Source organism: Synechococcus sp. UW86 (assembly GCF_900474085.1).
GTDB lineage: Bacteria > Cyanobacteriota > Cyanobacteriia > PCC-6307 > Cyanobiaceae > Parasynechococcus.
In genome coordinates this window covers 390,665-410,620 of sequence record NZ_UCNU01000009.1, presented here as the reverse complement: position 1 = coordinate 410,620, position 19,956 = coordinate 390,665, and the positions used below count along the sequence as shown (strand labels likewise).

The 19,956-nt window shown below is 50.3% G+C and carries 19 protein-coding genes, 1 tRNA gene, 1 other RNA gene and 1 pseudogene; 12 read left to right on the top strand and 10 right to left on the bottom strand.

Features of this window, described 5'->3' with window-relative positions:
* Positions 1-77: 77 nt before the first annotated feature.
* Positions 78-151 (bottom strand) — tRNA-Arg (locus DXY04_RS04490).
* A gap of 38 nt (positions 152-189) precedes the next feature.
* Between DXY04_RS04490 and rnpB the strand changes: the two genes are divergently transcribed.
* An RNA gene (gene rnpB, locus DXY04_RS04485) (RNase P RNA component class A) lies at positions 190-580 on the top strand.
* 26 nt (positions 581-606) lie between these two features.
* Positions 607-1,332, top strand: coding sequence for a ribonuclease III (rnc, locus tag DXY04_RS04480; RefSeq protein ID WP_115161146.1), 726 nt, complete (start codon positions 607-609; stop codon positions 1,330-1,332).
* On the opposite strand, the pseudogene DXY04_RS04475 reads toward rnc, so the two are convergent.
* Both DXY04_RS04475 and DXY04_RS04470 read right to left on the bottom strand, forming a co-directional pair.
* Positions 1,290-2,116 (bottom strand): annotated as a pseudogene (locus DXY04_RS04475) (ion transporter). The gene rnc and the pseudogene DXY04_RS04475 sit on opposite strands and share 43 nt — an antisense overlap.
* Positions 2,117-2,120: 4 nt before the next feature.
* Positions 2,121-2,306, bottom strand: coding sequence for an NAD(P)H dehydrogenase subunit NdhS (locus DXY04_RS04470; RefSeq protein ID WP_114988059.1), 186 nt, complete (start codon positions 2,304-2,306; stop codon positions 2,121-2,123).
* A gap of 55 nt (positions 2,307-2,361) precedes the next feature.
* Between DXY04_RS04470 and rimM the strand changes: the two genes are divergently transcribed.
* Positions 2,362-2,895, top strand: a complete 534-nt coding sequence (rimM, locus tag DXY04_RS04465; RefSeq protein ID WP_115161145.1) for a ribosome maturation factor RimM — start codon at positions 2,362-2,364, stop codon at positions 2,893-2,895.
* Between the two features lie 70 nt (positions 2,896-2,965).
* The gene (locus tag DXY04_RS04460; RefSeq protein ID WP_115161144.1) at positions 2,966-4,426 is read left to right on the top strand and encodes a mannose-1-phosphate guanylyltransferase/mannose-6-phosphate isomerase; all 1,461 of its coding nucleotides are present in this window, start codon (positions 2,966-2,968) and stop codon (positions 4,424-4,426) included.
* A 3-nt stretch (positions 4,427-4,429) separates the two neighbouring features.
* On the opposite strand, the gene glmS is transcribed toward DXY04_RS04460, so the two are convergent.
* Positions 4,430-6,319, bottom strand: a complete 1,890-nt coding sequence (gene glmS / locus DXY04_RS04455; protein WP_115161143.1) for a glutamine--fructose-6-phosphate transaminase (isomerizing) — start codon at positions 6,317-6,319, stop codon at positions 4,430-4,432.
* A gap of 54 nt (positions 6,320-6,373) precedes the next feature.
* The gene (psaC, locus tag DXY04_RS04450) at positions 6,374-6,619 is read right to left on the bottom strand and encodes a photosystem I iron-sulfur center protein PsaC (RefSeq protein ID WP_006850103.1); all 246 of its coding nucleotides are present in this window, start codon (positions 6,617-6,619) and stop codon (positions 6,374-6,376) included.
* A 147-nt stretch (positions 6,620-6,766) separates the two neighbouring features.
* Between psaC and acpP the strand changes: the two genes are divergently transcribed.
* The 3 genes from acpP to tkt are packed head-to-tail and all read left to right on the top strand — an operon-like array spanning position 6,767 to position 10,329.
* Positions 6,767-7,009 (top strand): acyl carrier protein, encoded by a 243-nt coding sequence (gene acpP, locus DXY04_RS04445; protein WP_011363161.1) that lies wholly within the window; start codon positions 6,767-6,769, stop codon positions 7,007-7,009.
* A gap of 8 nt (positions 7,010-7,017) precedes the next feature.
* Entirely contained in the window at positions 7,018-8,265 is a 1,248-nt protein-coding gene (gene fabF, locus DXY04_RS04440) for a beta-ketoacyl-ACP synthase II (protein WP_115161142.1), read from the top strand.
* Between the two features lie 54 nt (positions 8,266-8,319).
* Positions 8,320-10,329 carry a transketolase gene (gene tkt, locus DXY04_RS04435; protein WP_115161141.1) on the top strand — a complete coding sequence of 670 codons (2,010 nt, stop codon included), beginning with the start codon at positions 8,320-8,322 and terminating at the stop codon, positions 10,327-10,329.
* A gap of 256 nt (positions 10,330-10,585) precedes the next feature.
* On the opposite strand, the gene gmd is transcribed toward tkt, so the two are convergent.
* A complete protein-coding gene (gene gmd / locus DXY04_RS04430; protein WP_115161140.1) occupies positions 10,586-11,647 on the bottom strand; it encodes a GDP-mannose 4,6-dehydratase in 1,062 nt (353 codons plus the stop codon).
* A gap of 169 nt (positions 11,648-11,816) precedes the next feature.
* Between gmd and DXY04_RS04425 the strand changes: the two genes are divergently transcribed.
* The 4 genes from DXY04_RS04425 to DXY04_RS04410 are packed head-to-tail and all read left to right on the top strand — an operon-like array spanning position 11,817 to position 15,064.
* Positions 11,817-13,073, top strand: a complete 1,257-nt coding sequence (locus DXY04_RS04425) for a methyltransferase domain-containing protein (RefSeq protein WP_115161139.1) — start codon at positions 11,817-11,819, stop codon at positions 13,071-13,073.
* Complete coding sequence (locus DXY04_RS04420) at positions 13,066-13,476, top strand: cupin domain-containing protein (protein WP_115161138.1); 411 nt, start codon at positions 13,066-13,068, stop codon at positions 13,474-13,476. The genes DXY04_RS04425 and DXY04_RS04420 overlap by 8 nt, the downstream gene beginning before the upstream one ends.
* Positions 13,477-13,479: 3 nt before the next feature.
* A complete protein-coding gene (locus DXY04_RS11785) occupies positions 13,480-14,181 on the top strand; it encodes an NAD-dependent epimerase/dehydratase family protein (protein ID WP_136975369.1) in 702 nt (233 codons plus the stop codon).
* Positions 14,174-15,064, top strand: a complete 891-nt coding sequence (locus DXY04_RS04410) for a GDP-mannose 4,6-dehydratase (protein ID WP_115161136.1) — start codon at positions 14,174-14,176, stop codon at positions 15,062-15,064. Before DXY04_RS11785 ends, DXY04_RS04410 begins: the two co-directional genes overlap by 8 nt.
* On the opposite strand, the gene DXY04_RS12620 is transcribed toward DXY04_RS04410, so the two are convergent.
* A complete protein-coding gene (locus DXY04_RS12620) occupies positions 15,027-15,431 on the bottom strand; it encodes a DUF6165 family protein (protein ID WP_115161135.1) in 405 nt (134 codons plus the stop codon). The genes DXY04_RS04410 and DXY04_RS12620 overlap by 38 nt on opposite strands.
* A gap of 126 nt (positions 15,432-15,557) precedes the next feature.
* Here DXY04_RS12620 and DXY04_RS11780 point away from each other — a divergent pair, with 126 nt between their 5' ends.
* Positions 15,558-16,802 carry a hypothetical protein gene (locus DXY04_RS11780; RefSeq protein ID WP_136975368.1) on the top strand — a complete coding sequence of 415 codons (1,245 nt, stop codon included), beginning with the start codon at positions 15,558-15,560 and terminating at the stop codon, positions 16,800-16,802.
* Here DXY04_RS11780 and rffA read toward each other — a convergent pair.
* The 3 genes from rffA to DXY04_RS11775 are packed head-to-tail and all read right to left on the bottom strand — an operon-like array spanning position 16,792 to position 19,955.
* Positions 16,792-17,919 (bottom strand): dTDP-4-amino-4,6-dideoxygalactose transaminase, encoded by a 1,128-nt coding sequence (rffA, locus tag DXY04_RS04400; protein WP_115161134.1) that lies wholly within the window; start codon positions 17,917-17,919, stop codon positions 16,792-16,794. The two genes, DXY04_RS11780 and rffA, sit on opposite strands and share 11 nt — an antisense overlap.
* 21 nt (positions 17,920-17,940) lie before the next feature.
* Positions 17,941-18,519 carry an acyltransferase gene (locus tag DXY04_RS04395; protein ID WP_115161133.1) on the bottom strand — a complete coding sequence of 193 codons (579 nt, stop codon included), beginning with the start codon at positions 18,517-18,519 and terminating at the stop codon, positions 17,941-17,943.
* A complete protein-coding gene (locus DXY04_RS11775) occupies positions 18,516-19,955 on the bottom strand; it encodes a hypothetical protein (RefSeq protein ID WP_136975367.1) in 1,440 nt (479 codons plus the stop codon). The genes DXY04_RS04395 and DXY04_RS11775 overlap by 4 nt, the downstream gene beginning before the upstream one ends.
* Position 19,956: the final 1 nt, after the last annotated feature.

Below are 19,956 nucleotides of genomic sequence, written 5' to 3'. Positions count from 1 at the left end.
TGCACCAACCCTAGCGGTGGTGAACGATCTGAACACCCCACCAGATGTAGCGCTAACTACCTCTTGAGCAAGTCTCACGGGGCTGGCGGGACTCGAACCCACGACCTACGGTTTAGGAAACCGTCGCTCTATCCAGCTGAGCTACAGCCCCAGACTTCTGAATTATGCCCACGAGGCATGATGAGATCTGAAAGCAGGCGAGGTGGTTGCGGCCGATCTCTTTGAGTGTCGGCTGAGGAAAGTCCGGGCTCCCTGATGGCCAGGCTTGCTGGGTAACGCCCAGTGCGGGTGACCGTGAGGAGAGTGCCACAGAAACACACCGCCGATGGCCGGTTCGCCGGCACAGGCAAGGGTGCAAAGGTGCGGTAAGAGCGCACCAGCAGCATCGAGAGGTGCTGGCTAGGTAAACCCCGGCTGGGAGCAAGGCCAAGGAACGACGGCTGGCCATTGGCCCCGTTCCGTTTGAACGCGCCGCTTGAGGCCGTCGGTAACGGCGGTCCCAGATAGATAGCCACCCACCCTCCGCAGATCAACATTTGTGGGGTGTGAACAGAACCCGGCTTATGTCCTGCTTTCACCCCCCATCAGCGTTGCTCAGGAGTCTTTGTGGATCCATCCCGCGCCGCAGAGCTCGCCGACTTCATCCAGCAGCTCGACGCTGAGATTCCACTCAACCCTGAGCTACTCGCCCTGGTGGATCAGGCCCTCACCCACGTGTCGAGCGGCCGAGCTCGCAACCTGGAACGGCTGGAGTTCCTCGGTGATGCGGTGCTGCGGCTCGCCGCCACCGAATTCATTGATCGCCACCACGCCGATCTGGCGGTGGGTGCCTGCTCCAACTTGCGGGCCCAGCTGGTGAGCGATCGCTGGCTGGCGGACGTGGGTGCAGCACTTGGCATCGAACAGCATCTGCTGCTGGGGCGGCACGCCCAGGGGGATCGTTCCGCCGAATCCAGGCTGCGAGCCGATGCCACCGAAGCTCTGATCGGTGCGTTGTACAGCGCCCTCGGCAACGTTGAAGCGATTCACCGCTGGCTCACCCCGTACTGGTGCGCCACTGCCGAAGCGGTGCTGGCCACCCCCCATCAGTTCGGCGGCAAAACAGCCCTGCAGGAGTGGAGCCAGGGCCAAGGGCTGGGACTGCCCAGCTACACCACCGAAGAATGCAGCCGCCAACACGGCGACCCCGAACGCTTCCGCTGCCGGGTGAGCATCCAAGGCCAAGACCTGGCGGAGGCCAAAGGACGATCCCGCAAGGAGGCCGAGCAGAGCGCGGCGACAGCCGCTCTTCAGGCCCTGGAGGGCAGCGACGCACCGCAGGCATCGCAGTGACGGGCATCCCTGCGGTGCCCCTGACGCCCGCAGCTGCTGCAGACCAGTTCAGCCGACCGCTGCTGGTGATGGCGCACCCCCGACACCGTCAGGATCCCTGTGGGAATGGCAATGATGCCGAAACCCAAGAGCATCACCACTGAGGCCAGCAGCCGCCCCAGTTCCGTCTGGGGAACAACATCGCCATAACCCACGGTGGTCATGGTGACGATCGCCCAGTAGACGCCGCTCGCCACCGTCTGGAACTGGGAATCAGGCCGGGCACTCTCGATCACAAAAATGCTGTAGCCGAGCACCACCTGCAGCAGGAAGACGAAAAACAAGAAGACGCCGATGGTGCGGGCACTTCCCCGCAGGGCCTGCCCCAGCACGCGGGCTTCATCGATGAACTTGAGCAGCTTGAACACCCGCAGGATGCGGCCGAACTTGAACACCCACAGCAGCAGTTCACTGCGCACCTGCGGCACGAAGAAAAACAGGACTGCCGAGGCGTCAATCAGCCCGGTGAAGCTGAACAGGTAACGGCGAGGCCTCTCCACCAAGGCCAGATGAAGGACGAAATCCGCCGCAAACACCGCCAAGCAAACGTTCTGAACCAGATCGATCCAGGGCACATTGGTTTGGCGCAGGGCTGAATTACCCAGGGGGTCAGGTTCCAGCAGCAGGGCCAAAACACTCAGCAGAATCGCCCCAAAATGACAGCGTTGTAGGCCTTGCCCGCCGGGGTGCTGGCTTCCAGCACCGTGGACTGCAGCCGTTGTCGCAGGCTTCGGTGAATGTCCATCGCCTCAGGCCGGCTGGAGGTCCTTCAACCGCAGGGTCACCAGCTTGTCCCAGTTTCCACCTTCGAACAAAACGGCCGCACGGTCGCCGCTGATTCGCTGCACAAAGCCGGTGTAGCCGTTGTAGATCGAGGTGGCATCCGCCACGGTGACGGTGGAGCCAGGGAGGATCGGAGCGGTTGCAGGCGCCATGGCTCGTTCGCGTACGGGTCTGGCGCCATTATCGGCAGAGTGCGTGGCGGATGGCATGGCGGAGAGCAACGACTGGCTCAGCGTCGGCAAGATCGTGGGGATACAAGGGCTGCAGGGGGAACTTCGCGTGAACCCCGCCAGCGATTTCCCCGAGCGGTTTACGACTCCCGGGCCCCGTTGGCTGCGCAGCCGCAAGGGGAGTGAGCCGACAGAGATTCAACTCAAGAAGGGCCGGCAACTGCCTGGCAAGTCGCTCTTCGTGGTGCGGTTTGAAGGAATCGAAAACCGCAGCGCCGCCGAATCCCTTGTTGGCCAGGAACTGCTGGTGTCTGCGGATGACCGCCCCGAATTGGACGAGGGGGAATTTCACCTGCTCGATCTGCTGGGCCTGGAGGCGCGGCTCACAGCCGATGGTCCTGCCGTTGGCACAGTGAGCGACCTAATCAACGGCGGCAACGACCTGCTGGAAATCACCACATCCGAAGGCCGCAAGCTGTTAATTCCCTTTGTGGAGGCGATCGTGCCGGTGGTGCAGTTGGAGGACGGCTGGCTGCTCCTCACTCCACCGCCGGGCCTTCTGGAGCTCTGACAGATCTTTTTCAGGGCATCGACAGAAGCCCCTAGAGCAAGCGAATCTGGGTCACCGCTTTCAGGACGTGATGGCCTCCACACCGCTGATCCCTGTGATCCTTTGCGGAGGCACCGGCACAAGGCTTTGGCCGCTGTCACGGGCGAGTTACCCCAAGCAGTACTGGCCGTTGAGCGGAGACAGCGAGGCCACGTTGCTGCAACAGACCCAACAGCGGCTCTATGGCCTTGATGCCCTGGCGGCCCCCCTGCTGATCTGCAATGAAGACCACCGCTTCATCGTGGCCGAACAGATGCGGCAGATCGGCGTGGAGCCCAACGCGATCCTGCTGGAACCGATGGGCCGCAACACCGCTCCTGCGGTAACGGTGGCCGCGTTGCAGGCCACGGCCAACGGCGAGGACCCCCTTCTGCTGGTGCTGGCGGCGGATCACCTGATCCGCGATGCCGCCCAGTTCCGCCAGGCCATCGACGCTGGCCGCCAACCCGCCGAAGAGGGACGTCTGGTGACCTTCGGGATCGTGCCAACGGCTCCGGAAACCGGTTACGGCTACATCGAAGCCAGCGAACCCTTCTCCCTTGGGGGACCCGCCCATGTGCCGATCAAGCGTTTCGTCGAGAAGCCCGATCAGACCACAGCGGAGCAATTCCTGGCCACCGGCCGCTTCACCTGGAACAGCGGCATGTTCCTGTTCCGCGCCAGCGCCATGCTGGCGGAACTGGAACGACTGGCCCCGGAAGTGGTGAGCTGCTGCCGCGCGGCTCTCGAACAAGACACGGCTGACCTGGAATTCCATCGGTTGGAACGGGAGGCCTTTGCCAAATGTCCCAACGTGGCCATTGACGTGGCCGTGATGGAAAAAACAGAACTGGGCAGTGTGCTGCCGCTGGATGCGGGCTGGAGCGACGTTGGCAGCTGGAGCGCGCTCTGGGAAACCTCAGAACAGCGGGATTCCCAAGGCAATGTGCTGCAGGGCCATGTGATCGCCGAAGGCAGCCGCGACTGCTATTTGCGCAGCGAACACCGACTGGTGGTGGGGCTGGGAGTTGAAAACCTGGTGGTGGTTGAAACCGACGATGCCGTCCTGATTGCGGATCGCTCCAAAGCCCAGGACATCAAGACCGTGGTGAAGCAACTGGAGGCCGAGGGAAGTCCGGAGGGCAAAGCACACCGAAAGATCTATCGCCCGTGGGGTCATTACACCGGTGTCGTGGAAGACAGCCGCTGGCAGGTGAAGCGAATCTCCGTGAAACCCGGCGCCAGCCTCTCTTTGCAGATGCATCACCATCGTGCTGAGCACTGGGTGGTGGTGAAGGGCACGGCCTTGGTGGAACGTGATGGTGAAGAGCAGCTGGTGGGGGAAAACCAGAGCACCTACATCCCGATGGGCTGCAAACACCGCCTGTCCAACCCTGGCCGGATCCCGGTGGAGCTGATCGAGATTCAGAGCGGCACTTACCTCGGCGAAGACGACATCGTCCGTTTCCAGGACCGCTATGGCCGTAGCGATCTGAGCATCAGCGCCAGCTGAGGCTCACTCCACCGTGACGCTCTTGGCCAGGTTGCGGGGTTGATCCACATCCAGGCCGCGATGGGCGGCGATGTGATAACTCAGCAACTGCATCGGCACCACGGTGAGCAGGGGGCTGATCCACTCGCTCACCGAGGGCACCGGCAGCAATTCATCGAACAGATCGGTGTCGGGCCCCTGGGGCGCCACACCGATCAGCTGGGCGTCGCGGGCCTTTGCTTCCTGCGCGTTGCTGAGCACCTTCTCAAACACCACACCGGGCACTGCGATCGACACCACCGGTACCCGCGAATCGAGCAGGGCGATCGGACCATGCTTCATTTCACCGGCCGGATAGCCCTCGGCGTGGATGTAGCTGATCTCCTTGAGTTTCAAGGCCCCCTCAAGGGCGATCGGGTAATTGATGCCCCGGCCCAGAAAGATCACATCCTGGGTGTCGGCAAAACGAGAGGCCAAGGCCTCGGAGCGTTGGTCGTGGAGATCAACCAGCTGGCGCAACTGCTGGGGCAGACCGCGCAATTCGTCCGCCAGAGTATTGATCTCAGCCGCGGGGCGAGCACCACGGCGGGCCGCAAAGGCCATAGCCAGACCATAGAAGGCCAGCAGCTGACCGAGGAAGGTCTTGGTGGCTGCTACGCCCACTTCAATGCCGGCCCCAATGTCGAGGATGTGGGGCACCTGGCGTGACAGGGAGCTCTCCGGACGGTTGGTCACCCCCAGCTGGCGGGGGGCAAAGGCTGGATCCCCATGAGCCAGTCGCCGCTCTGCCTCCATGGCCAGGGCAGCCAGGGTGTCGGCTGTTTCACCAGACTGGGTCACCCCAATGGTGAGAGTGTGGGGAGCTAGCGGCGGCGGCGCATAGCGAAACTCACTGGCGAAGTGCACCGATGTGGGAATCCCGGCGAACTGTTCCAGCAAGTAGGCCCCCACCATCGCGGCATGGCGGCTGGTGCCACAAGCCAGGATCTGAATCTGCTCAATCCCGGCGTAAAAGGCATCGTCCATTGGCAGCGCCACTGGCTGTTCCGGCGGCAGTCCCTGGGGCAGATGGCGCGCCACCCACAACTCTGCAGTCTCCGGTTGCTCATGGATCTCCTTGAGCATGAAGTGGCGGAATTCGCGCTTGTCGGCCACGTGATCCACACCGCTGAGCTGGGTGGGCATGCGTTGCTGGCGCACCCCTGCCGCGTCGTAGAGCTCAACCCCGAGGGGGGAGAGCAGGGCCACCTCGCCGTCTTCCATCGGCAGGATCGTGCGGGTGAAGCCCGCCAGGGCCGGCGTGTCGCTGGCACAGAGGAATTCCCCTTCCCCCAAACCAATTAACAGAGGGGCCGCCTTGCGGGCCACCACCAATGCCCCCGGCGCCTGATCCCAGATCACCGCCAGGGCATAGGCCCCTTGCAATTTGGGGAGAACCTGCTGCAGGGCCTCGAGCAACAACCCACCACCAGGGGGGCCGCCCCCGGCTTGCAGCTGCTGCAGTTCCGCCGCCAACAGGTGGGGAATTACCTCGGTGTCGGTCTCCGACTGGAACACCACCCCTGAAGCCTCGAGCTGCTCCCGCAGGGCCCGGTGGTTCTCAATGATTCCGTTCTGCACCACCGCCACCGCGCCATCGCTGCTGCGGTGCGGGTGGGCATTGCGCTCTTCTGGTTTGCCGTGGGTAGCCCAGCGGGTGTGGCCGATGCCGCATTGGCCGGGGGCCCCTTCTGCTTCAAAACGAGCGGTGAGGTTGCGCAGCTTGCCCTTGGCACGCAGGCAGGTCAGCTGCTCCTGAGCAGCCACCGTGGCAATCCCAGCGGAGTCGTAACCGCGGTACTCCAGCTGCCGCAAGCCCTCCAGGAGCTGAGGCGCCGCTTCTCGGGAGCCCACCAGGGCGACGATTCCGCACATACAAAAAAAGCCCGGCTGAAGCCGGGCCGAGCTTATGAGGTGAAACGGGGCAAATCAGTAGGCCAGACCCATGGAGCGGGTGGTCTCGTCACCCAGGTAGACGCGAATGCTGAGGAAGTCAGTCGGACAGGCGGTTTCACAGCGCTTGCAACCCACGCAATCCTCGGTACGAGGGGACGAGGCAATCTGGCCGGCCTTGCAGCCGTCCCAAGGCACCATCTCAAGAACGTCGAGAGGGCAGGCGCGAACACACTGTGTGCAGCCAATGCAGGTGTCGTAGATCTTGACGGCGTGGGACATGTGCCCGATGCATACGAAGGCTTGCGGCAAACGTACCCGCCCTTTGGGGGTCCATGGCCAGGCCGTCACCGTTGTTAACGACGCGGTCGTTGGCGAGGGATGAACTGAAGGCGTGCCCGTAAGATGCAGCGTCCCGTTGCCACGGCTATGTCCCAGGAAGCGATTCTCGAAAAGGTGCGCTCGATCGTTGCGGAGCAACTGAGCGTTGACTCCGGAGAGGTGAAGCCCGAATCCAACTTCCAGAACGATCTGGGTGCTGATTCTCTGGACACCGTGGAACTCGTGATGGCTCTTGAAGAGGCTTTCGACATCGAGATTCCCGACGAAGCCGCTGAAGGCATCACCACCGTTGGTGACGCCGTCAAATACATCGAAGACAAACAGGCCTGAGCAACGCAATGGTGGATGGTCTCCATCGCGTCGTCATCACCGGCCTCGGCGCGGTCACACCGATCGGCAACACGGTTCAGGACTACTGGAACGGCCTCACCTCCGGCAGCAACGGAGTTGAAGCCATCACCCTGTTCGATGCATCCGAGCACGCCTGTCGCTTTGCGGCGGAGGTGAAGGATTTCGATCCGTCCGGCTTCATCGAACCGAAGGAAGCCAAGCGCTGGGATCGGTTCTGCAAGTTCGGCGTAGTGGCAGCCAAACAGGCTGTGGCCCATGCCGGCCTTGAAATCAACGAAGCGAATGCGGATCGGATCGGCACGATCATCGGTTCTGGCGTCGGCGGTCTGCTGACGATGGAGACCCAAGCCCACGTGCTGGAGGGCAAAGGCCCTGGACGGGTGAGCCCGTTCACGGTGCCGATGATGATCCCCAACATGGCCACGGGCCTGACAGCCATTGCCTTAGGCACCAAGGGCCCCAGTTCTGCGGTGGCCACGGCCTGCGCTGCCGGCTCCAACGCCGTTGGCGATGCCTTCCGGCTGCTGCAGCTGGGCAAAGCGGACGCGATGGTGTGCGGTGGCGCCGAATCAGCGATCACCCCGCTGGGGGTGGCCGGCTTCGCCAGCGCCAAGGCCCTGTCGTTCCGCAACGACGACCCGGCCACGGCCAGCCGTCCGTTCGATAAGGAGCGGGATGGCTTTGTGATCGGAGAGGGCGCCGGCGTGCTGGTGCTGGAAACCCTCGAGCACGCCCAGGCCCGTGGCGCCACAATCCTCGGCGAAGTGGTGGGTTACGGCATGACCTGCGATGCTCACCACATCACCTCACCCACGCCGGGCGGCGTCGGTGGTGCTGAGGCGATGCGCCTGGCCCTGGCCGATGGCGGCATTGATCCCTCCGAGATCGACTACGTCAACGCCCACGGCACCAGCACCCCGGCGAACGACAAGAACGAAACCTCGGCGATCAAAAGCGCCTTGGGTGATCGGGCGCTGCAGATTCCGGTGAGCTCCACCAAATCGATGACCGGCCACCTGCTGGGTGGCTCCGGCGGCATCGAGGCCGTGGCCTGCGTGCTGGCGCTGCAACAGGGCGTCGTGCCCCCCACGATCAACCACACCACCCCGGATCCCGACTGTGATCTGGATGTCGTGCCCAATCAGGCCCGGGATCAGACACTGGGGACCGTCCTGTCCAACTCCTTTGGCTTCGGCGGCCACAACGTCTGCCTGGCTTTCAAACGCGCCAGCTGAGCCTTCGGGCTCACGCCGTGCGTCAAAATCGCTCCAACTTTTCCTCTTAACACCATGGTCGCTGCGCCCGCGTCACTCGACACGCTCTGCATCAACAGCATTCGGATGCTGGCTGTCGACGCCATCAACAAGTCCAACAGCGGCCACCCCGGCCTGCCGATGGGCTGCGCACCCATGGGTTACGCGCTCTGGGACAAGTTCCTCAAGCACAACCCCAAGAACCCCAAGTGGTTCAACCGCGACCGCTTCGTGCTCTCAGCTGGCCACGGCTGCATGCTGCTCTACGCGCTGCTGCACCTCACCGGCTACGACTCGGTGACGATCGAGGACATCAAGCAGTTCCGCCAGTGGGGCTCCAAAACTCCAGGTCACCCCGAGACCTTTGAAACCCCCGGCGTTGAAGTGACCACCGGCCCCCTCGGTGCTGGCATCTCCAACGCTGTTGGCCTGGCCATCGCTGAATCCCACCTGGCCGCCAAATTCAACAAGGCCGACGCCACCGTGGTGGATCACTACACCTATGTGGTGATGGGTGACGGCTGCAACCAAGAAGGGGTCTCTTCTGAGGCTGCTTCCCTGGCTGGTCACCTGAAGCTGGGCAAGCTGATCGCCCTGTATGACGACAACAGCATCACCATCGATGGCCGCACCGATGTGTCCTTCACCGAGGACGTGCTGAAGCGCTACGAGGCCTATGGCTGGCACGTGCAACACGTGGCCGAGGGCAACACCGATGTGGACGCCATCGCCAAGGCGATCGAAGCCGCCAAGGCCGTTACCGACAAGCCGTCGATTATCAAGGTGACCACCACCATCGGCTACGGCTCACCCAACAAGGCCGACACCGCCGGTGTGCACGGTGCTGCACTCGGTGAAGAGGAAGCAGCCCTGACCCGCCAGCAACTGGGTTGGGACTACGCCCCCTTCGAGATCCCCCAGGACGCCTACGATCAGTTCCGCCAGGCCATCGATCGCGGTGCCAGCCTCGAAGCCGAGTGGAACCAGACCCTGGCCACCTACCGCACCAAGTACCCCACTGAAGCCGCCGAGTTCGAGCGGATGCTGCGCGGTGAGCTGCCCGAGGGCTGGGACAAGGATCTGCCCACCTACACCCCCGAAGACGGTGGCCTGGCCACCCGCAAGCACTCCCAGATCTGCCTGGGTGCTCTCGGCCCGAACCTGCCCGAGCTGATCGGCGGCTCCGCCGACCTCACCCACTCCAACTACACCGACATCAAGGGAGAGACAGGCTCCTATCAGGCCAGCAGCCCTGAGAAGCGCTACCTGCACTTCGGTGTGCGCGAGCACGCCATGGCCGCCATCCTCAACGGCATCGCATACCACAACAGCGGCTTGATCCCCTACGGCGGCACCTTCCTGGTGTTCGCCGACTACATGCGCGGTTCCATGCGCCTGTCGGCCCTGAGTGAGCTGGGTGTGATCTACGTGCTGACCCACGACTCCATCGGTGTCGGCGAAGACGGCCCTACCCACCAGCCAATCGAAACCATCCCCTCCCTGCGGGCGATGCCGAACATGCTGGTGTTCCGTCCTGGCGACGGCAACGAGACCAGCGGTGCATATAAGGTGGCTATCGAGAACCGCAAGCGCCCCAGCTCCCTTTGCCTCAGCCGCCAGGGCATGGCCAACCAGGCCAACTCCTCGATCGATAAGGTGGCTCTCGGTGGTTATGTGCTCGAAGACTGCGCTGGAACCCCTGATCTGATCCTGATCGGCACCGGCACCGAACTGGACCTCTGCGTCCAGGCCGCCAAGCAGCTCACCGCTGAAGGTAAGAAGGTGCGCGTGGTGTCCATGCCCTGCGTTGAGCTGTTCGACGAACAGACCGACGCCTATAAGGAAGAAGTGCTCCCCAACGCAGTGCGCAAGCGCATGGTGGTGGAAGCTGCTGAATCCTTCGGCTGGCACCGGTTCATCGGGCTTGATGGCGACAGCGTCACCATGAACCGATTCGGCGCTTCCGCTCCTGGCGGCACCTGCCTCAAAGAATTCGGCTTCACGGTAGAGAACGTGGTATCCAAAGCAAAAGCTTTGCTTGGCTGATCAGGCAGCTAAAAATTCAAATAAAAAGCCCCAAATCAATGGAGCTTTTTATTTGAATTTTTAGAGAGAGGCGCAAAAGAGAGAGACATTCACAACGAGAAAAGATAAAACAAGAGACCACAAAATTTTCTAAGCAATTATCGAACAAATGAAACAACAAATATCCTGAATTAGCTAACTAAAACCGCTAAAAGACAATTAAATTATAAAAACATTGACCCCCATGCCAAGGATAATCCTTTGCAAGCGAAAATCATCACATGGATTCAGCGGCTATTTGACGTCTCGCCAACTCAAGATCATGCAAAACCATCTCTTCAACTAATTCATCAAATGTATGCCGCGGCGACCAACCAAGCTCGGCTTTAGCCTTGGCTGGATCTCCCAGGAGCGTTTCAACCTCAGCGGGGCGATAATAAAGGGGGTCAACTTGAACAATCTTTTTACCCTGCCAATCCACTGCATACTCGTCCAAGCCTGTCCCATGCCAACTAATTGGAATATCCAGACTATGGGCAGCTTTCGAGACGAACTCACGAACCGAAAATTGGCATCCACTTGCAATTACATAGTCGACAGGCGACTCTTGCTGTAGCATCAGCCATTGCATCTCTACATAGTCTTTTGCGTGACCCCAATCACGCATAGCGTCCAAATTACCCAAATAAAGACAATCTTGCAGTCCCAACTTAATCCTAGCCAATGCCATTGTTATTTTTCGGGTTACAAATGTTTCGCCCCTTAGCGGACTCTCATGATTGAATAGAATACCATTGCAAGCATACATTCCATATGACTCTCGATAATTAACAGTGATCCAATAAGCATACAGTTTTGCCGCAGCATAGGGACTACGCGGATAAAAAGGAGTGCTTTCAGATTGAGGAATCTCCTGAACCTTACCGAACAGCTCTGAAGTACTAGCTTGATAAAAACGACATTTATCTTGCAGACCTAATAATCTAATGGACTCAAGTATTCTCAAAGTACCAAGGGCATCAACATTAGCTGTATATTCAGGCTGCTCAAAGCTCACCATAACGTGTGACTGAGCGGCTAAGTTGTAAATTTCGTCTGGCTGAACCTTGGCTATGACATTAGTAAGGCTGAGCGAATCAGCCATATCGCCATAATGCAAGTGAAAGTTAAAGCCCGAATCATGTATGTCGTGATAGAGGTGGTCTATCCGTTTTGTATTAAATGAAGAAGACCTTCTGCGAATTCCATGTACTTCATAACCTTTCTCAATCAAGAAATCGGCCAAATAAGCGCCATCTTGGCCAGTGACACCTGTTATCAATGCTGTTTTAGAAGACATAATCTCAGATATTGATTGATTTTAGCAAATGGCAGTGCGCCGAATGCAGCGTGACAATGGTCTCAACACAACTGCCCAACATGATGAGAGATGGGGGGAGACAATCAGGAAGCACAGCCAAGAAGAGTGGGATGAATGGAGTAAGATGTAGAAAGTGCAAACAAGGAAAATGGCAAATTGTGTTGTATGTGGATCAGAACTACTAGAAGACATCGTAGAAATTGGCAAACAATATCCAAGCGCAATCTTCTGCAATTCCAATGACCCATTCAGGGAGAGACTAAAAGCAAGTTCCTTAAATGTCACCAAGTGCAGCAATCGATCATGTAATCTGATCCAACTCAGCAATCCGATATCACTAGACGACGTCTTCGCCAAATATCCGTATCAAACCTCGACAACGATTTCAATGAGGTCAATCCTTACAGACCTTAGAGACTCTTGCAACAAGAGGCTAACAGAAAACCTAGTGGACAATGATGTGATATTAGATATTGGCGGAAATGATGGGACATTTTTAGCACTGTATGACGAAACAAGAATTCAAAAAGTAAACATTGATGCAGCACAAAATATTCAGCAAGTCTGCATAGACGATAACTATACATACATCAACGAATTATTTTCTGCTGAAGCATACAAGCAAAGATTCAATAAGCCGCCAAGATTAATCACGTCAACAGCTATGTTTTATCATCTACACAATCCGGTAGAGTTCACAACCAATGTTGCGAGCATAATGGATGAATCGACAATATGGTGCATCCAAATGAGTTATGCGGCCTCAATGATTGAAAACTGTGTGGTAGACAATATTGTGCACGAACATGTGACTTATTACACATTCCAATCGCTGTCGCATTTAATGGATATTTGCAACCTTGAAATATTCGATGCGGAAGTAATTGATGTATATGGAGGAAGCATAAGAGCATTCATTAAAAAGAAATCAACAAACGGCGGGGGGAAAACAATAACAAGAAGCGTCAAGAGTATTATCGAAAACGAAAGAAGAAGGAATACGAATGAAGAATCTTCCTTGATTGAATTCAACGAAAAATCTCATAATTTCAGGAAAAACTTTTCTGCTCTCCTAGAATACATGGACAATAGAGGCGAAAACATTTATGGCTTTGGAGCAAGCACAAAAGGGAATATGTTGCTTCAATTCCTAAACCTCGATGAATCAATCATCAAAGGTGTATTTGATAATAGCCCCAAAAAGATTGGGACGTCAATGCTAGGAAGCAATATCAAAGTTTTTGACGAAAAAGAAATGGATCATCATAATCCATCGGCATTGATATCGTTGCCCTATTATTATCACAACCATTTCCTGAATTTAATCAGTAAGCTTAAACCGGATACTTTAGAGAAATTAACTGTGATCCAACCTCTTCCTAATCTAATTATTAATCATGTCTAAAGTTGAAGTAATCGGCAAGCTGGGACAAATCGAGATCCTCAAACACTCATGCAACCCCTCTACAGTCAAGGATGGAAGAGGAGGAATATTTACATGGGTACCTGATCATGACATCAAAGAATTCAATTTGGTCGTCATCAAACCTGACAAAGTAAGAGGAAATCACTACCACCCTGAATTTATTGAATATTTTTTGGTTGTTGAAGGAAAGCTACTACTCACTACTGAAGACAAATGTAGTGGCGAGAGCTTAAATTTACTGGCGACTTCAGGGATGTGTTTTAGGACTCCTATCGGGGTCTCTCACTCATTTCATGCAATCGATACATCACTTTGTGTTAGTCTTTTGACAAAGCCTTGGGATGAGTGCAAGGAGCCAATTATTGTAAATGAAATTTACTGAGACATGAACATCCTGCTTTATGGTTTTAAAGGATATGTTGGAAGTCAACTTTTTAAAGTTTTAAAGGCTTCCGGCCATAATGTTAAGGGCGTTGGACGCGATAACTTTAATCAAGTAGAGACAAAAGATCACTATGATCTTGTTATTCACTGTGCAAACTCAGCAAGGCGCTTTTATGCAAATACACATCCAGAAGAAGATAAAGAAGCAATATTTGCAACGACAAGTGAAATTATGAATCGTCATAAGTCATCGAATTTGCTATTGATATCATCATTATCATGTAGAACCGAAGCCAATACTGCATACGGCAGAAATAGGTGCCATGCAGAAAAGTCATGGATAGAAAAAAAAGGAAAAGTAATAAGACTTGGCCCAATGTACGGAGGAGCTAGAGATAAAGATACCTTACATGACATTATTAATAATGAGCATGTGTATTACTCAAAGAACACGAAGTATGCCTACTGTAACGTCGAGTGGGCGGCAGAATATATTGCAGGAATAATCAAGGACTTTCAAATAATGAAGCAAATACAAGAAATAGGTGCAAGTAATACAATCACTCTTGGTGCTATAGCGGAGGTAATAGAAAGCAAATCGACCTTTGATGATAAAAATGATGATCAATTCCCACTCAATTTTGATAAAGGACCTGATGCATATCTGATTCTTGATTTTGCAAAGAAGCTGAAATATGAATAGAGCAATCATATTCGGCTTTTCTGATCAAGATGGGACCTACTTAAGTGAACATCTCGCTAACTATGAAACAATCTCATATAGAAGTCATCGGCATGAGGGCGGAATTGACATTAGAAATCGATGGCAAGTCAACAATATAATCAATAAATACAAACCTAGATATATTTTTAACTTGGCAGGAATTCCAAGCACAGACCCACAACGTTTTTCAGATATATATAGCACTATCTACGAAGGCACTTTTAATATCCTTGAGAGTGTTAGAGAAAATGAACTTAAAGCAAAATCTATAATTGCATCTTCAGCATATTGTTTCAAAGCTGAAGACACAAAGAAAGAGATCAAATGTTCAAGTTCGTACAGATTAGACAACCCGTATTCATTAGCGAGAATAAATACGATGAACCTGGCAAAGTACTACAGTAATATAGGAGTTCAATCTATAACTGCCCATTTATTTCACCACGAAAGCCAGTATAGAAGTAAATCTAGCCTAATAATGCAGCTTGCCAAGGATGTTATAGAATATAGAAATGGCAAAATAGATTATATATCACTTAGAAATGAAGGAATCGTTAAAGAATGGAACCATGCGTCAGATCTAATGCGAGCATTGGTTTTAATAGCAGAAAAATACGATGGCAATGAAATAATAATAGCGAGCGGAAAAGTTTATAGCGCAAAAGCAATAATTGAGATAATGATGGACTTACTTAATATAAAACCACCGCTAATAAAATCTCAAGAAACAACCAAACAAGTCTATATGGGTGATGCATATCAACTTTATGAATTGGGATGGAAGCCAAATATAAACATTAGAGAATTATGCTCAGAAATTCTTTTTAGCCTAGATCCTGATTTACGGATGCATGGCTCTTGAATTCGCGAATTTCAGATTCGGAGATTTCGTTAATTTTCTTTTTAAGTATCGCCCTTTGGTCATTTAGCTTGTAAGAAAGCTTATTTACCTCGATGAACTCTTTGCCAAAACTTTGTTTTCTATCGAGAGCTCTCTTATCTTCTTCATTATCCCATATAGCCAAATTAACATCAACCAGCTTATTGTACAAGTCATTTAACAAGGACTCACTATGGTGGCAAGTTAAATTATTTTTTTGATCCAAGAGTAAATTCATTTCATTAGTAATAGAAGATATAATTGCCTCGCCATGAAAATACCTGAGCTTAATTTGCAAAATCGAGATCTTGTCAAATAATTCTCCAACAGAGACAGGACAGGTGATCATTAGCTAAAAGACCATATTAAAAGAGCATGGGCAGATCTGTAAAGCTATGTAGCCACCCTACGATCCATAGCATTTGATCATACAAAATATATCAGAGGAGTATAATTTATTTAACCACCATCAAAAATGTCTACCAAAAACTTGTACATTTTCCCTGCCGAAGAGAAGGAGAAAGAGAGAGCCGTACACAATAAAATTAAAGAGTTATTTAACTCGAATAATTCAAAGACTATATCAGACCCAGATTATTATTATTGGAAATCGAAGATGCTCTTAAGCAATATAAGCTCCAACGCAAAGCTATTATTGATAACTGCAAAATTTATGTATTCTAAAAGCTTCTATACGCACGCAGCCTCGCTGTTGTTAGAAGCAATGCTGAAAGAGCCGTACAACCACGACATTTACTTCTTATTAGGAGTAATTCATCAAACCACAAATGCGCGGCAAGATGCAAAAATAGCGTTTAATAAAAATCTTTTATGCTTGAATAAACAAAATCCACTCTATTGGAATGGACAAACTAAAGAAGACTCAATTCTGATTGTTGCGAACGGCGTAGGTGAATGTGTATTAGCGTCTCGTCAGATTAATAGTTTACGTCAATATGCCAAGCGAATTGGAATCATCACAAAGCCACAGTTTCATGAACTTGCAGAGTCAATAAAAAATATTGACTTTTGCTTATTTTCAGACAATCCGATTAAAGGCGGAGAAAAATTTATACAGGAGCAAAATACAGGAATTAAGTTAGTGCGAACAGAGCCTATTATGGCCATGAATGAAGATATTTTCTCTCATCCACTCCGTCATGAAAAAAGCATCAATGTTAAACCAAATTTAGATAGCTACTGGAGAGCACAAATGAATTCAGTAAAGGATGGTTCAATACAATTAATAGGATTATGCTGGAATACAAAGCAAATAAGTCCACTCCATCCAAATAGAAGCTTTAAATTAGAGGATTTAAGAATAGTCTCTAACTTAGATCATTACAAATTAGCCTCATTTCAAAATGGGTATGGATCTGAGCAGCTTGATGTATGTGATTTTAAAGAAAGCTTTGTTTCATGCCAACAAGAATTGTCTGAAAAAAGAAACTTTTTTGACACTATTGCTGCTATTAATCAATGTGATTATTTCTTCACATGTGATACTGGTATAGCGCAAATTTCATCGGCACTGGGCATTAAAACAGTTGTATTTACTCAAGATAAGCCTAGTGCAACTTGGGCGGGTGAGGGAGACAAATCATATCTCTATCAAAATACTATTGTGCATAGAAAGTTGCCGGATGAACTATGGTGCGAAAGTATTAATAGGTTTATAAATGAAAAAGACTTAAAAGATTACTTCGAATCTAAGACATAAAAAACTTATTTATTGCGTCAACGATTCGTTCAACATCTACATTGCAACCCAGCGGAAGTCTTAGCAGACAAGTTGAAGCTGTATGCGTATTGTCAAATGATCCAATACTCTTCGCATATTTTATTCCTGCTGGTGAGGAATGAAGAGGAACATAATGAAAAACTGCTTGGATACCCTGGGATTTAAGATAAGACATAAGCTGTGTTCGCTCATCAAGACTATTTAGAATAATAAAGAACATATGTGCATTATGTTCACAAAAATCTGGAACAATTTGTCTCCTAATTTTACCTTCTAACTCTAACGATTTAAGATATTTATGGTACTTGTTCCAATGGCTGATTCGTTTGTCTGTAATTGAGCGAGCTTCTATAAGCTGCGAATATAAAAATGCAGATATAATCTCACCCGGCAAAAAAGATGATCCAATATCAACCCAAGTATACTTATCAACTTCGCCACGAAAGAATTTAGTTCGATTGGTTCCTTTCTCTCTTATGATTTCAGCTCTTTCAAGGAATGTAGATTCATTAATCACTAGAGCTCCTCCTTCGCCAGATATTACATTTTTTGTTTCATGAAAACTAAAAGCAGAGAGTTCACCAATCGTTCCTAGGCTTTGGCCTTTGTATTTTGAAAGCAGCGCTTGTGCAGAGTCTTCGACAACTTTAAGATTATATTTTTTTGCAATGCTAATTAATTCGTCCATGTCACAGGAAATTCCCGCATAATGAACTGCCATAATTGCCTTAGTTTTTGAACTAATAGCATCTTCGATTTTTGATGGATCGATATTAAATGTTATTGGATCGACATCAACAAACACTGGTGTTATACCACGCAGCACAAATGCATTTGCAGTTGAGACAAAAGTAAAGGACGGCATTATGACCTCATCTCCTTGCCTGAGATCTAATAATATGGCAATCATTTCTAAGGCGGCTGTACAAGAATGTGTCAGATAAGTATCGCCACTACCCAATAACTTAGAAATCAGCGATGAAGAAAGTTCTGTATACTTGCCATCACCAGCAAGCTGTCCATTTTGGTGAGCATCTTGAATATATTCAATCTCTTTGCCCGTCAAGAAGGGCGAGTTAAAAGGAATTTTATTCATAATGAAAAAATTGATTTTATTTTAAATTATTTGCTCAAATTGAGAAGTAATTTTTAAGATTTTTTTAGATCTCTCCCCTCTTCGACGTGCTGGACTTCCATAATAAATACCCCATGCTTCTGTAGATTTAGTAACTAGGCTACATGCACCTACGGAAGTGCCAACGGCTAGAGAGCAACCAGGTAAAACAACAGAGTTAGCCCCAATAATTACATGGTCCTCAATAGATATATTTTTCTTGAATTCATTTTTAAATTTCTTTGGGATTGTCGAATTAACCATGCTATTTCCGAAGTAATCATCTGACTGGGTAAAAACACTCACACGGTAAGCAAATGTACAATAATTGCCAACAAGTAATCCCTTTTCGCCACCTGCTAACAAGCAAAACGGCGTCACATGGCAGTGATTACCCAGAACAATATTCCCTGAAATACAACAATAGTCATCTATTCTTACATTATTCCCCAGTTCTATTAAATGGGCATCATAAATTGAAGACTTACTGCTTACCAATACATTATGACCAACAGACTTAAATCCAAAAGAATTCAGTTCTTGTGGCGAATAGTATGATGATGTGGAAACTTTATGTCTCATTTTTTTGAAACTCTAAGAAGACTTGATTGGTCATTAAAAACTGCCTTAATTAGAGAGCGTGTCTCTTGACCGAGAGACTGAATTTGGTCTGGCGATTGCAGCAAGGCAACAGACCTTGCAGCCATAGTAGAAGAGGTGCCAAATAACATCTCAGAAAGTGATCCAGACATATTAGAGAATATGTTTTTTTTAAAATAATAATATAAGATAGAAACAGAAGATGGCGAGTCATTAACAAAATCTTTGGTCGATACAATAGGAATTCCTTGATAACCTGCAGAAGCAAATGTCATTCCTGCACCGAAAGGATATGAGTCGAGAAACAAATCTAAAAATTGAATAACGCTAATGGTTACTGATGGAGTCAACCACCCCAAAAAAATGACTCTGTTTGAACCAAAATCCTTTGCTAGTTCAGTATATTCGTCTGGAAGTGATCTTCCAAAACACAAAAATATTGAATTTTGAACATTAGAAAGTATTTGGCGAACAGTCACTAAATACTCCCTTCCACAAGTTTTTTCACTACGACTCACTGAAGAAAATATTAAACAATTCTCTTCCTTTTTTTGACGTAGTAGACGAGCAATCTTATTGAATTTGTTATTTTCTGAATTACCTAATTGGCCAGGCAAAAGATCCTCTTTGCAATAGAAAGAAGGCTTAAATACACTTATCTCGGGGCAAAATATTTGTTCAAATCCTTTGACCAACGGTGTACTAGTATATATACGATCAAGATAGATCTTAGAAAATGAATAGTGATGCTTGACGGTTAACAATGATCTCTTGATCTGAGTGCCAGAAAAATCTTTAGCTTTGTCTAGCTTTTTTATAAATATCTCGGAAAGTGAATATGTGAATACAATCCCAAATGGTATACCCCACCATATTACTTCAGATTTATTGCCTGAATGATGAGAAAGAAGATAGATAGCAAAAGCAATTATTGCATACCTGTCTTTTAAAGCCGTGATATCACCCAATGCAAAAATTGGAACCCCTAAAGTATTGTTGACAACAAATTCACTTGATGGGACGTAATCGATAAGGAAAAGTCTAACCTTTGATTTTTCTAGCTCATTAAGATTACTAATTTGTTTTTCAAGTACTTTGCCGTGCGCTAAATCGATAGGACCCTTTAAGACTATTATCTTTTGAGACGAAGCAAGGAAGTTTTTTAATTTTTTTTTCTGTGCAATTTGAAAAAATCGATTTTCAAAAAAATTATCACTAAGCTTACTAAAATATTGATGAGATAAATTTAGAAATAAAGGCTCAAATAATCGATAAAATCTTCGAAAATTTAATCCAGTATCTGGAGATTTTGCAAATTTATGATATAAGATTAATTCTAGCTCTAGCAATGAGTTGATTTTGCCCGAAAAACAATCGGACCACATCTTAGGTAAATATTTTAACTCAAGTGCATCCATA